The sequence below is a fragment of the Hahella sp. HN01 genome, assembly GCF_018986435.1.
Lineage (GTDB): Bacteria > Pseudomonadota > Gammaproteobacteria > Pseudomonadales > Oleiphilaceae > Hahella.
On sequence record NZ_JAHMIN010000009.1, the window covers coordinates 96,370 to 110,143 of the forward strand.

Sequence of the window (13,774 nt, forward strand, 5' to 3'; positions counted from 1 at the left end):
CGGCGAAACCGCGGCGGGGAGTGCGGTCCCGCCGTTTCAATGGGAAAAGAGTCCCCAAGCTCACCATTTTCAATCGCTCTCTTCCGTGGCGGTGAGGGCCACGAATATTTGCCGGCCTTCCATGCGCACCTGGAATGTGCGCGTACAGCCGGTGTCATAACCTTGGGCTTCGCCGTTCTGCAGGCTGATCACCCAGTTGTGCAGCGGGCAGGTGACGTTGTCGCCGTGCACGATTCCCTGGGACAGCGCGCCGCCCTTGTGCGGGCATTTGTCGCGCAGGGCGAACACTTTGTCGTCCTTGGTGCGAAACACCGCCAGGTCGCCGAAACGGGATTGCACTACGCGGGCGCCAAGACGCGGTATTTCTTCAAGACTGCCTACCTCGATCCACTGTGTCATAGTTGATATCTCTTCTGTCTTACGTCTCTGTGGTACTCTGATTCAGGTATCTGCGCGGTTTCAGTTCAATTGCGTGAGAGGAATGAATTCCTGTTTTTCTGCGCCTTGAGCCGCCCGTTCCGCCCAGGGATCGATCTGCGCCAGTGTCTGCGACGCCAGGAAGCGGGTGTGAAACGCTTTGCGCTGTTCCGGGTTGTCCACCAGCTCGGTCTTGATATAGCTGAGACCGACCCGCTCCACCCAGGGCGCGGTGCGCTCGTTGTGGTGACCCTGTTCGCGGTACATCTGCATGAAGGCGCCGGCGTACTCCATGACGTCGTCCATGGTGGACACTTTTACCAGGAAGTCGGATACGCGCACTTTCATGCCGCCGTTGCCGCCTACGTAAAGTTCCCAGCCGGAGTCCACCGCTACGACGCCGAAGTCCTTGATCGTCGCTTCGGCGCAATTGCGCGGGCAGCCGGATACCGCCATTTTCACTTTGGCTGGCGTCCAGGAGCCCCAGGTCATCTTCTCCAGCTTGACGCCCATACCGGTGGAGTCCTGGGTGCCGAAGCGGCAGAACTCCGAGCCGACGCAGGTCTTCACAGTGCGCAAGGCTTTGCCGTAGGCGTGGCCGGACACCATGCCGGCGTCGTTCAGGTCTTTCCAGATATGGGGCAGGTCTTCTTTCTTGACCCCGAGCAGGTCAATACGCTGGCCGCCGGTGACTTTTACGCAGGGCACTCTGTATTTGTCCGCCGCATCAGCGATGGCGCGCAGTTCGTTGGGCGTAGTGAGGCCGCCCCACATGCGCGGTACGACGCTGTAAGTATTGTCTTTCTGAATATTGGCGTGCACCCGCTCGTTGATAAAGCGGGAGCGTGGATCATCCACCTTCTGGTCCGGCCAGGCGCAAACCAGGTAATAGTTGATGGCCGGGCGGCAGACATGACAGCCGTCCGGCTTGTCCCATTCCATGAAAGCGGCGACTTCATGAAAGGTTTTCAGGCCGTTATCGAGGATGGTTTTGCGGACAGTGTCATGGCCGTAGCCAGTGCATTTACAAAGCGGCTTTTCGCTGGGCGCGGTGCTGTAGTCGCCGCCCACGGTGGCCGCCAGAACCTGTTCCACCAGCCCGGTGCAGGAGCCGCAGGAGGCGGAGGCCTTGGTGGCGGCGCGTACGTCGTCCAGGGTGTAGAGTTTGTTGTCGGTGATGGCTTTGACGATGTCGCCTTTGCAGACGCCGTTGCAACCGCAGATTTCTGTGTCGTCAGGCAACTCCGCGACGGCGTTGATGCCCTGGCGGCCGGAATCGCCCACCAAATGTTGGCCGAACAGCAAGGTGTCGCGGAAGTCGCTGATGTTGGTTTTGTCGCGCATCAGTTGGAAGTACCAGGAGCCGTCTCCGGTGTCGCCGAACATGACGGAGCCGATGATTTTGTCCTCTCGGATCACCACCTTTTTATAGACGCCGCGCTTGGGGTCCTGAAACACGATGTTTTCGCTGTCGTTGTCCCCCAGGAAATTGCCGGCGGAAAACACATCGATGCCGGTGACTTTGAGTTTGGTGGAGACTTCTTTCTGCTTGTAGATGCCAATGCCGTAGCCCGCCAGATGGTTGGCGCAGACTTTGGCCTGATCCCAAATGGGGGCGACTAAGCCGAATAATTCCCCTCGGTGTTGGACGCACTCGCCAATGGCGTAGATGCTGGGGTCGAAGGTCTGCATGGTGTCATTGACCACCACTCCGCGCTCACAATACAAACCGCAGGATTGCGCCAGCTCGGTGTTGGGACGAATACCGACCGCCATCACTACGATATCCGCAGGCAGCGTCTCGCCGGTGTCGAACTTGATCGCTTTGACGCCGCCATGTTCATCGCCTTCCAGGCAAGACGTGTTGGCGGACATGCGGAATTTCATGCCACGCTCCTCCAGGGCCGCTTGCAGAAAGCGGGCGGAGGGACCGTCCAGCTGACGGTTCATCAGAATTTCCAGGTTATGCACGACCGTGACGTCCATGCCGTGTTTCAACAATCCGTTGGCGGCTTCCAGGCCAAGCAGGCCGCCGCCGATCACGATGGCGTGTTGTTTGGATTTGGCGGCGGACAGCATGGTGTCCACATCGGAAATATCCCGGAAGGTGATGACGCCTTTCAGGTCTTTGCCTGGCACAGGAATAATGAAGGGATTGGAGCCGGTGGACAGCAGCAGCCTGTCATAGGGCGCTTCCGTCCCGTCCGCCGCATACACGATCTTGTTGCGGCGGTCCACTTTCAACGCCCGTTTTTCCCAGCCGGCGTGCAAGGTGATCTGGTGGGTTTTGTACCATTCCATGTCGTTGATCATGATGTCTTCGAGCGTCTTTTCTCCGGACAACAACGGCGACAACATGATGCGGTTGTAATTGCCGTGAGGCTCTGATCCGAACACGGTGATGTCGTATTTATCCGGCGCTATTTTTAGCAACTCCTCGACCGTCCGCATTCCAGCCATTCCATTTCCGACGACGACTAATTTTTCTTTCATGGACCTTCTCCAGCTCACTGAATCCGCTACAGGCTAATTGACCGTGATAGAGCACGAATGGCGCCAAACGATCAGGTTGTATTTTTAAGTGTCTGTAAATAAAAGAGTAATTTTCGGTTTTGGAGGTTATATAGGACGTTGTGCATTTTGATGGTGCGGGATTTAGAGCGAGTTTTGATCTAAAAAAGTGCGCAAATTTTAGCTGGCGCCCAACAAGAGTGATTAATTTGGTGCGGCTTGGAGTTTTTGTGTTGCGCCTATTTGGTGCATTTTTGTGACGGGTAAAACGCCTAACACCCTGTCTGATAAATTTAATTATCTGATATACATAGGTATTTACGTTTTTTCCCGGTTGCGAACGAAATATTCAGGCAGGCTGAAAGGAGGTTGGACAGGCTCGATTTGTCGGTTGGCACAGCTTTTGTAGTTCCTGTGAGTGCTTTTCTATAAGAACTCAACTGCCAATAAGACAGGAAGATTTATGTCATCCGATAAACTCAATATTCTGGATCTGTCCCAAGGGGGCGTCCGAACCTTGCATTACACCTGGTTCGCGTTTTTCCTCACGTTCGTCATGTGGTTTTCCCACGCGCCGATGAAGCCCTTCATTGTAGAAGCCTTCAATATGTCCAATGAGCAGTGGAAGGCGCTGCTGATTTTGAACGTGGCGCTGACCATTCCTGCGCGTATCGTTATCGGCATGTTGGTGGATAAGTTCGGCCCGCGTGCGGTGTACAGTCTGTTGCTGATGATTTCCGCTTTCCTGTGTTGGGGTTTTGCGTTTTCCACTACCTTTGAGCAGCTTGCTCTGTTCCGCTTTCTGTGTGGGTTTATTGGCGCTGGTTTTGTCATCGGCATTCGTCTGGTGGGGGAGTGGTTTCCCGCTAAAACCGTCGGTGTGGCGGAAGGCGTTTATGGCGGCTGGGGTAACTTCGGCTCCACTGCGGCGGCCTGGACGTTGCCTTCAATCGCCGCCTATATCTATGGCGGCGATGAAGGATGGCGTTATGCGATCGCCACCACGGGCGTCGTCGCTTTCTTCTATGGACTGCTATTTTATCGCAAAGTCCGCAACACCCCGAAAGGCTCTACCTATTTCAAACCCAAAAAGAGCGGCGGGCTGGAAGTCAGCTCCTGGAAAGACTTCTGGTTTTACATCGCTATGAACCTGCCCATGTATATCGCTTTGGCGGTGCTGACCTGGAAGTTGTCTCCCGCCGGTCTCGGACTGCTTTCCGACTCCACGGCGCTGATCTTGTGGGCGGGGCTGGGGGCGTTGTTCATCGTGCAGTTCTGGCAGATCTACAACGTCAATCATGAGCGTCTAAAGCAGGGCGTGCCGGAAATGCAGCGTTACAAGTTCAAGCAGGTGGCGGTGCTGGACTGGGCGTATTTCGTGACTTTTGGATCGGAGCTGGCGGTGGTGTCGATGCTGCCCGCCTTTTTCATGGAGACCTTTGGTTTGTCTCCGGTTCAGGCCGGGTTGCTGGGCGGGGCCTTCGCGTTGATGAATCTGGTGGCGCGGCCCGGCGGAGGTCTGTTGTCGGATCGTTTTGGTCGCAAGAAAACCTTGTCCATTCTGATTGCGGGCTTGGCGGTGGGGTATCTGTTGCTGAGTCAGATTTCCTCAACCTGGATGATCGCCGCGGCGGTGGCTTCGGTGATGTTCTGTTCCTTCTTCGTGCAGGCGGGGGAGGGCGCCGTGTTTGCCATGGTGCCGCTGGTGCAGCGCCGTATGACCGGACAAATCGCGGGCATGGCGGGCGCCTACGGCAACGTGGGCGGTGTGACTTTCCTGACGGTGTATTCATTCGTCGACGCATCCACATTCTTTATGGTCATTGCAGGAGCAGCGGCGGTTTGTTTCCTCGCCGTGCAGTTTCTGGATGAGCCTGAAGGTCATATGGTCGAAGTAGGTGAAGACGGCAGCGTGCAGCTGATTGAAGTGAACTGATTGACATGGGCGTATCGCTGCGGCGTACTACCTTTAACTTTCGCAGCAGGAATAGTGGCGCATGATATTCGCCAGCGATTTGTCGCTATCTGTTGATCAACACAGCATGGCGGGCGTGAAACCCCGCAATGAAGACTGCATTGGCGTGCGTATTCCTGATCGGGAAACGTTGCAACTGAAAGGCGCCGTTGCGGTCATCGCGGATGGCGTCAGCGCGGCGGAAGCGGGTAAGGAAGCCAGCGAAGCCTGCGTCACCAACTTCCTGAGCGATTACTTCTGCACCCCGGATTCCTGGTCGGTGAAAAACGCCGCGCAGAAAGTGCTGCAGGCGTTGAATCGTTGGCTTTATGGACAAAGCCTGCGCACGCTGAATGACGACAAAGGTTACGTATGCACGTTGTCCATTCTGGTATTGAAGTCGACGCAGGCGCATATCTTTCATGTGGGCGACAGCCGGATTTATCTCTATCGGCAGGGCGAGCTGGAGCAGATTACAACGGATCATACCGCCCGCGTCGATGCAGAGCGCACTTATCTGGCCCGGGCGATGGGTTTTTCCCCCAATCTGGACATCGATTACCGCGTGATGGACGTGCAGGCCGGAGATGTGTTTTTGTTGAGCACGGATGGTCTGCATGATTTTATCTCGCACAATCAATTGCGGGAGCGGCTGCGAGGCGCAGCGCAAACGACTTTTCAGGGACTTGCGGCAGACCTTTTACAGACAGCGCTGCAGGCGGGCAGTGACGATAACCTGAGTTGTCAGATACTCCGGGTGGACAGCCTCGGCTTGCGCGATGCGGACGCCTGCTGTCGCGAGCTCAGTCGCCTGCCGTTTCCCCCGCCGTTGGAAGTGGGACAGAGTCTGGACGGCTATCGCGTCGAGCGTATTCTGCACGAAACCGCGCGCAGTCAGGTCTATCAGGTTACTGATATAGAAACTGGTACGCGCGCGGTAATGAAAACCCCGTCACTTAATTTTGTGGACGATCCCGCCTATATCGAACGTTTCACCATGGAGGAATGGATTGCCCGGCGCGTTCAGAATCCCCATGTGGCGGGCCTGATTCCCTGCAAACGAGCGCGCAGCTGTTTGTATTATTTGACGGAGTTCGTGCCGGGCGCGCCTTTGTCACGATGGATTCGCGACAACTCCCGCCCGGATATTCATCGGGTGACGCGTATTTTGGAACAGATAGTCAAAGGCGTGCGGGCGTTACATCGCAAAGAGACTTTGCACCAGGATATCAAGCCGGACAATCTCCTGATTACTAATGAGGATCACGTCACGCTGGTGGATTTTGGTTCCTGTCGTATTCCGGGTGTGGAGGAAATGTATCTGCCCATTGCCCGGGAAAGGGCGCTGGGCACCGCCAGCTATAGCGCGCCGGAATATGTGTTGGGGACGAAAGCCACAACGCGATCCGAGCTGTTTTCCGTGGCGGTAATCGGGTATGAAATGTTGACCGGGCATTTGCCGTACGGCGAAGCCTATGAAAAGGCCGCGTCGCCGACCGCGTTGGCCAAATTAAAATATACCCCCGCCTATCATCACAACCCGATGGTTCCGGTGTGGATGGACGGGGCCTTAAAGAAAGCCCTGCAACTGGACCCGCGTCGTCGCTACGACAGCTTTTCCGAATGGTTGCAGGACATGACTCATCCCAACTCCCGGCTCATGCCGGATAACGCACTACCTATCATCGAGCGCAATCCTTTGGCCTTCTGGCGTACGCTGAGCGGGATTCTACTGCTTACACAGCTGGCCACTTTACTGTGGTTGCTGCATCTGTGGCGATAGTGTTCAGGAACCCGCCGGAGCGGGAATTTCCGCCGCCACTTTCTCTCCGATCAGTTGATGGGTTTTACCGGAAGGGTGAATGCTGTCGAAGTAATAGAAACTGTCGAACTGCTCTTCGCTACAGATATCGCTGAATTCAAGGTCTTCCGTCACGTAACAGCCGTCGGTGGCGTTGGTGAAGCCGTAGTCGGCGGCGTTGTTAAGGATATCCAGAGCAATCTGATAAGAGTTGATCATGGTGACTTTCGCATCGCCCATATTCAATTCAGACAGTTTCAGCTCCACCTGGCTGTTGAAGTAATTCGTCAGATCGCTGACCAGTTGCGAACGGCCTTCCTGTCCGGGCTCCGCTGACTCTTTCAACACTTTGGGGGTTTTGCCCACATCCGGGACCGTCAGCACGACGATGTTTTTTCCGCCTTTGTCGATCACTTCCTGAACGTTGGCGGCCACTTTGTCTGCGGCAAGATTCAGGGCGTTGGTGTTGTTAGGGGAGGTCTCTCCGCGCTGTTCAAGAATATCGTTGCCGCCGATAAAGAACAGGTACAGCGCTTTCGGGGACGCTTCTTCTGAGTGATATTCCATATAAGTGTCCACCTGGAAATCCAGGTCGATATTCTGATCTGCGTCCGCCTGTCCACCGGCTACGGCGTAGTTGGTGCCGTCGGTGATTTCGCCTAGATACAGGGATGGCTCCACCTCCAGGTTCAGGGACTCCGCCACGTAATCCACAATCAACTTACCGTTGGAAATCCGGTTATTGTAAAAGGGGGAAGGCAGGTCTGTCTCCAGAGAGAGGTAGCCGCCGATATTCCCGGTATCAGACAGACTATCTCCAAATACATAGAGCGCGCTGTAGGGGCGGGACTCAGAGGTCTCCTTCTCTTCATCATCGCTCAGTTGACAGCCCGACAGGGCGATTGCGCACGCCAACGGCGCCAAAAAAGTTTGTTTCCAGGTTCCTTTCACCATGTTCATTATGCTCATCCTATTTCTACAGTTAGCTCTCTTTATTCCTGCGGCCGCCAAAACCGGGCCTTCAGCGTCCGTCCGTCTCAACTCCAACGCTCCGCGTGAACTTGAGTCGTTACCCCCTTATCGCAGGAACCATGCCTGAAATGAGAAATAACCCGCTGATTGACTGTAATCCCCCGAAAACATTGGGCTGAGAGGAAATTAATGATGAAGAACAAGGACTTGTTTTGCTGAACGCTATTCAGTTTTTTTGTAAAAACGGCTACTGGAATTTGTAAAGTTGGAAGGAATTGGAAGGAAGTTGAGGATGGGAAGGGCATGTATTGCCGGAGCTTAGACGGCCTTGGCTGGTAAAAAACAAAGCCAGACGAGTGCTGGCTTTGTTAAAAAAGACTGCGATGGAAGCGCTCTATCAACTCTCGCCAGGAACGTTAATTACCCCTTCGAGATAGAGTCGCGCCTGACCCACCAGCAGTACGTTAGGGCCGCGGTAGTGGCACATGACTTCGCCGCCTCGTTGGGAGATCTGGCGGGCGGTCAGCTCCACTTTGCCCAGTTTTTCTGACCAGTAAGGCGTCAGTGTGCAATGGGCGGAGCCGGTGACGGGGTCTTCCGGCACCCCGACTTTGGGGGCGAAGAAGCGGGAGACGAAGTCGACCTTGTCGCCTTTGGCGGTGACGATGACGCCCAGGGAGTCGACAAGTTTCAGCATGCGCATGTCAGGATAGACGGCGCGTACGGCGGCTTCGTTTTCCAGTACGACCATATAGTCCCTGGACTTAAGCACCTCCAGCGGTTTCACACCGCCAAGAGCCTCCAGCAGGGCCTGCTCTGGTTCAACTACTTCGCCTTTGCGGCTGGGGAACAACATGGCGTAGCCGCCATGCTTGTGAGGAGACACCTCCAGCGTGCCGCTGCGGGTATGGAACTGAATGCGAGGTCCCTTGAACCCCTTCAATTCGTAAAGAACAAATGCGGTGGCCAGCGTAGCGTGACCGCATAAATCCACTTCCGCTTCCGGCGTGAACCAGCGCAAGTCGAAGCCGTTGGTGCGGGGTACGTAGAAAGCGGTTTCCGATAAGTTATTCTCGGCGGCGATTTTGCAGAGCGTATCGTCCGGCAGCCAGTCGTCCAGGCTGCAAACCCCGGCGGGGTTTCCGGAAAATACGTTGGAAGTGAATGCGTCAACCTGAAAGTACTGATGCTTACTCATAAAGTGATCTCAAACCAGTGTTGTGTCTTGATGCGGGTAAAACCCAGACCCTCGTAAAACTGGTGAGCCTGCTCCCGATGAATTCGCGACCCTAATCGAATTTTAAATACTCCCTGTTGTTTTGCCCACTCCTTTACGGATTCGATCAGCTTTCCGCCGACGCCTTGTCCTCGCGCGCGTTCATCAACCACCAGACTGACGATCTCAACATAGCCGCCCGCCACCAGGGTGCGTTTGAGGTTGCTCTGAATGAAGCCGAGGATCTCATTGCCGCTGACGGCGACCATAAAATGCGCGTGGGAATCGTGGATTAAAGTAGAGAGAGTACGATCAAGCTGAGTCAGGGTAAGGGAGTACCCCAACTGCTCGATCAGGGGTAGAAGAGCGGAGGCGTCAGCCGCCTCCGCTCTGCGCAACGTCAATGTTTGCAAGCTTTGTCCTTAGTGTTGCAGGATCTGGCTGAGGAACAGTTTGGTCCGCTCGTTCTGTGGATTGTTGAAGAACTCGTGCGGCTCATTTTCTTCAATGATCTGACCGGCGTCCATGAAGATAACCCGGTTGGCCACGGTTTTAGCGAAGCCCATTTCGTGGGTGACGCAGATCATGGTCATGCCGGATTCCGCCAGTTCGATCATGGTGTCCAACACCTCTTTGATCATCTCTGGGTCGAGCGCCGAAGTAGGTTCGTCGAACAGCATGATTTCAGGGTTCATACACAGACTGCGGGCGATCGCCACACGCTGCTGCTGACCACCTGACAACTGTCCCGGATACTTATGCGCCTGGTGCGGGATCTTGACCTTTTCCAGATACTTCATCGCTGTCGCTTCAGCTTCTTTCTGCGGCACTTTACGCACCCAGATTGGAGCCAGCGTACAGTTCTGCAGCACTGTCAGGTGAGGGAACAGGTTAAAGTGCTGGAACACCATGCCTACTTCCCGACGCACGCTGTCGATGTTCTTAAGGTCATTGGTCAGAGGGATATCTTTTACGATGATATCCCCTTGCTGATGCTCTTCCAGACGGTTGATGCAGCGGATCATGGTGGACTTGCCCGATCCGGAGGGGCCGCACACAACGATACGCTCGCCCTTGTACACTTCCAGATTGATGTCTTTCAGTACATGGAACTTGCCGTACCATTTGTTGACGCCGCGCAGGTGGATCATGCTCTTGCGGGAATCTGCGCTGTTAGTATTCGTATTCATGTCGTACTCCAGAAAACTTGCCTATCGGTGACTGGTATTCAGTTTACGCTCCAGCGCCTGGCTGTAGCGGGACATTCCGAAGCAGAACACCCAGAATAAGAAAGCCACGAAAATATAACCTTCAACGGAGAAGCCCAGCCATTTGGGATCGTGCAATGCTGACTGCACGATGGCGAGCAAGTCGAACAGGCCGATAATCAATACCAGACTGGTGTCTTTGAACAGAGCGATAAAGGTGTTGACGATACCGGGAATCATCAGCTTCAGCGCTTGCGGAAGAATGATGAAGAACATCATTTTCCAGTAGCTCAGGCCCAGAGAGTGAGCCGCCTCATACTGACCTTTCGGAATCGCCTGCAAACCGCCGCGTACGACTTCCGCCATGTACGCGCTCTGGAACATGATGACGCCGATCATGGCGCGCAACAATTTGTCGGTTTCGGTGCCTTCGCTCATGAACAGCGGCAGCATAACCGACGCCATGAACAACACGGTGATCAAGGGAACGCCGCGCCAGAACTCGATATAGACCACACTGATGCTCTTCACGATGGGCATTTCCGAGCGGCGTCCCAGCGCCAGCGCGATGCCTATCGGCAAGGAGACCACGATGCCGACGGTGGCGATAACCAGCGTCAGAGTCAGACCGCCCCATTTATGGGTTTCCACCACTTCCAGACCGAACGCGCCGCCATACAACAGGAAGTACGCAATGATCGGGAAGATGACCAGCATAAACAGCGCAATCCACCCTTTCTTGGGCGTCTTGTCGATGATTAACGCTGCGATGCCGATGATGGCGATCGCGAACATCAGATTGATGCGCCAGACTTCATCAGACGGGTAGAAGCCGTAGATGAACTGAGGCAGACGGACGGATATGAATACCCAACAGGCGCCGCCTGAGGTGCAGTCTTCCCGAGAGGTTCCAATAACGTCTGAATTAATGATCCCCCAGGACACAAACCAGGAGAGCGCTGAATAAATCAGATAACAGGCGATAATGGTCAGAATGCTGTTCGTTGGACTGCTGAACAGATTGGTTCTGAGCCAGCCGACGACTCCCACCGTATTGGATGGAGGGGGCAAGTCGGGCAATGGAACAAATTTATTGCTCATGTCGATTACCTCTCAACCAATGCAATACGGCTGTTGTACCAGTTCATCAGAGCGGAGGTGCTCAAGCTGAGGAACAGATAGACGGCCATTGTCATAAATATAATCTCAATCGCCTGACCTGTCTGGTTCAGGGTCGTGCCCATGAACACGGATACCAGATCGGGATAACCGATAGCGGTAGCCAGCGAGGAGTTTTTGGTCAGGTTGAGGTATTGGTTGGTCATCGGAGGAATAATGACCCGCATCGCCTGAGGCACGATAACCAGACGCAGGCGCTGTCCATTCGACAGGCCCAGTGCGTTTGCCGCTTCGCTTTGTCCTCTGGGAATCGCTTCAATGCCCGAACGTACAACCTCAGCGATAAACGCCGCGGTGTAAACGGTCAGAGCGATCAACAGAGCGATCAACTCAGGAATGATGGTCAAACCGCCTTTGAAGTTGAAGCCCGCCAGCGCAGGGTAATCCCAGTGCATGGGAGAGCCAGCGATGAAGAACACGATCAGGGGAAGACCGACCAGCACGCCCAGTGACGGCAGGAATAACGGGAATGTCTTTCCTGTGTCACGCTGTCTTTTATGCTCGAACTTCACCAGACCGATAACGATCGCTATGGCGATGACGATTGCGGCAGCGACAACGCCGAAGCCGTCTTCATAAACCGGTTTGGGCAGGTAAAGCCCGCGGATATTAAAGAATACGGATTCGCCCAGTTGCATACTGTTGCGAGGGCTCGGAAGACCTTGCAGTACAGCGAAATACCAGAAGAAAATCTGCAACAGCAGAGGGATGTTACGGAAAGTCTCAATATAGGTGGTGGCCAGTTTTGAGATTAACCAGTTATGCGACAGACGCCCGATACCAATAAAGAAGCCGAGAAGAGTCGCCATGATAATACCGAGTACGGCGACCAAAACAGTATTCAACAGACCTACGAAAAAGGTGCGGCCGAACGAGTTTGTTTCGTCGTAATCGATAAGAGATTGAAGTATTCCGAATCCGGCTTGGTCGCCAAGAAAGGCGAAGCCGGTAGTTATTCCGCGCTGTTCCATATTGGTTAGCGCGTTATTAATTATGTACAGGAAAAAAGCGACTACGGCGCCCACAGCAAGTACTTGGAAAAATACAGAGCGTACTGCAGGATCGTTCCAGATTTTTGTTTTCGCTTTATCCTGTCCTTTGCTTTGAATATCCACTCAATGTTCTCCAGAAGATCGGCAAGGAGTTATTAAATTGGGTGTTTAGAACAGGATAGGGCGCACGGATGTGCGCCCAGACACTAAGGCTTTTATTAGCGGATAGGTGGAGCGTATTGCAGACCGCCTTTGGTCCACAGTGCGTTCAGACCGCGCTCAATGCCCAGCGGAGAGGATTTACCAACGTTGCGTTCGAACATTTCGCCGTAGTTGCCTACTTGCTTAACGATGTTGAAAGCCCATGCATCGTCCAGACCCAGGTTTTTGCCCTGGCCGGCTTCTGTGCCCAACAGACGTTGTACGTTCGGGTTGGTGCTGGATTTCATTTTGTCTACGTTATCGGAAGATACGCCCAGTTCTTCAGCGGTAATCGCTGCGAACAGAGACCACTTCACGATGTTGAACCACTGGTCGTCGCCTTGACGAACCACAGGGCCCAAAGGTTCTTTAGAGATAACTTCCGGCAGAACCATGGCTTTGTCAGGGTTGGAAAGCTGAATGCGCAGGGCGTACAGCTGAGACTGGTCAGAAGTCAGAACGTCGCAACGTCCGGCTTCGAAGCCTTTTACAGTCTGGTCGGAAGTATCGAATACCACTGGCTGGTATTTCATGCCGAACTCACGGAAGTAGTCGGCCAGGTTCAATTCGGTAGTGGTTCCCGCCTGGATACACACGGCTGCGCCGTCCAGTTCTTTCGCGCTCTTCACGCCCAGATCTTTACTTACCAGGAAGCCTTGACCGTCGTAGTAGTTGACGCCAGCGAAGTTAAGGCCCAGTGAGCCGTCGCGGGTCAGTGTCCAGGTAGTGTTACGGGAGAGGAGGTCGATTTCGCCGGATTGCAGAGCTGTGAAGCGCTCTTTGGCGGTAAGTGGGATGTATTTAACTTTTGAAGCGTCGCCTAGCGTCGCAGCTGCAACTGCGCGGCACAGATCAACGTCGAGGCCCATCCAGTTGCCTTTGTCATCCGGGTTGGAGAAGCCGGGAAGACCAGTGCTCACGCCACACTGAACAAACCCTTTTTTCTTTACAGCGTCCAGTGTGCCGTCAGCCATCGCTGCACCGGTAGCCGTCATAAACCCAAGCGCTGCAACTGCAGAAACGAATGTCTTCTTCATTTTTTACCCTCGGTTGGTTGTTTGTTGTTCATTGTTATTACCGGATTTAACTTAGCATAGTGTTTTCGCAAAAACGAGAATGCGTAAACACAAAAATTCCGGCGTTTCGGTAATTACGTATCCAATGAACTTCGCCTTGGTTAATGCAATTGTAATGCCGTAACTCCATGATTTTATTGATGTCGTGGCGCATCATAAATATGGCTGCAGACCACGGACTAATTCCAAAGTAAAGTGTAGATGATGAAATACGGTTGTGCTTAATGTTGGTGCGCGATACGGAAAA

The 13,774-nt window shown here is 54.1% G+C and carries 12 protein-coding genes; 2 read left to right on the plus strand and 10 right to left on the minus strand.

The genetic code is table 11. From position 1 onward, the window contains the following. Positions 1-69: 69 nt before the first annotated feature. Together nirD and nirB are read right to left on the minus strand one after the other, a co-directional pair. Positions 70-399, minus strand: coding sequence for a nitrite reductase small subunit NirD (nirD, locus tag KP814_RS10870; protein ID WP_127968691.1), 330 nt, complete (start codon positions 397-399; stop codon positions 70-72). Positions 400-459: 60 nt separating this feature from the next. Then, a complete protein-coding gene (gene nirB / locus KP814_RS10875; RefSeq protein ID WP_216736792.1) occupies positions 460-2,910 on the minus strand; it encodes a nitrite reductase large subunit NirB in 2,451 nt (816 codons plus the stop codon). 481 nt (positions 2,911-3,391) lie between these two features. On the opposite strand from nirB, the gene KP814_RS10880 reads away from it, so the two are divergent. Together KP814_RS10880 and KP814_RS10885 are read left to right on the plus strand one after the other, a co-directional pair. Continuing rightward, a complete protein-coding gene (locus tag KP814_RS10880; protein WP_216736793.1) occupies positions 3,392-4,864 on the plus strand; it encodes a NarK family nitrate/nitrite MFS transporter in 1,473 nt (490 codons plus the stop codon). 61 nt (positions 4,865-4,925) lie between these two features. Then, complete coding sequence (locus tag KP814_RS10885; protein ID WP_216736794.1) at positions 4,926-6,665, plus strand: bifunctional protein-serine/threonine kinase/phosphatase; 1,740 nt, start codon at positions 4,926-4,928, stop codon at positions 6,663-6,665. Between the two features lie 3 nt (positions 6,666-6,668). Here the strand turns inward: KP814_RS10885 and KP814_RS10890 are convergent, their stop codons facing one another. The 8 genes from KP814_RS10890 to KP814_RS33390 form a co-directional block, all read right to left on the minus strand. Then, positions 6,669-7,643 (minus strand): SGNH/GDSL hydrolase family protein, encoded by a 975-nt coding sequence (locus tag KP814_RS10890; protein ID WP_216736795.1) that lies wholly within the window; start codon positions 7,641-7,643, stop codon positions 6,669-6,671. Between the two features lie 409 nt (positions 7,644-8,052). After that, entirely contained in the window at positions 8,053-8,853 is an 801-nt protein-coding gene (locus KP814_RS10895; protein WP_216736796.1) for a PhzF family phenazine biosynthesis protein, read from the minus strand. Next, positions 8,850-9,284: a GNAT family N-acetyltransferase gene (locus KP814_RS10900; protein WP_216736797.1), complete on the minus strand. Its 435-nt coding sequence runs from the start codon at positions 9,282-9,284 to the stop codon at positions 8,850-8,852. Before KP814_RS10900 ends, KP814_RS10895 begins: the two co-directional genes overlap by 4 nt. 9 nt (positions 9,285-9,293) lie before the next feature. After that, the gene (locus tag KP814_RS10905; protein WP_279506883.1) at positions 9,294-10,061 is read right to left on the minus strand and encodes an amino acid ABC transporter ATP-binding protein; all 768 of its coding nucleotides are present in this window, start codon (positions 10,059-10,061) and stop codon (positions 9,294-9,296) included. A gap of 21 nt (positions 10,062-10,082) precedes the next feature. Further along, the gene (locus tag KP814_RS10910) at positions 10,083-11,180 is read right to left on the minus strand and encodes an amino acid ABC transporter permease (protein WP_216736798.1); all 1,098 of its coding nucleotides are present in this window, start codon (positions 11,178-11,180) and stop codon (positions 10,083-10,085) included. A gap of 5 nt (positions 11,181-11,185) precedes the next feature. Further along, positions 11,186-12,373, minus strand: a complete 1,188-nt coding sequence (locus KP814_RS10915) for an amino acid ABC transporter permease (protein WP_216736799.1) — start codon at positions 12,371-12,373, stop codon at positions 11,186-11,188. A 95-nt stretch (positions 12,374-12,468) separates the two neighbouring features. Beyond that, positions 12,469-13,425, minus strand: a complete 957-nt coding sequence (locus tag KP814_RS10920) for an amino acid ABC transporter substrate-binding protein (protein WP_371824054.1) — start codon at positions 13,423-13,425, stop codon at positions 12,469-12,471. Then, the gene (locus tag KP814_RS33390) at positions 13,418-13,477 is read right to left on the minus strand and encodes a hypothetical protein (protein ID WP_370454959.1); all 60 of its coding nucleotides are present in this window, start codon (positions 13,475-13,477) and stop codon (positions 13,418-13,420) included. The genes KP814_RS10920 and KP814_RS33390 overlap by 8 nt, the downstream gene beginning before the upstream one ends. Positions 13,478-13,774 lie beyond the last annotated feature (297 nt).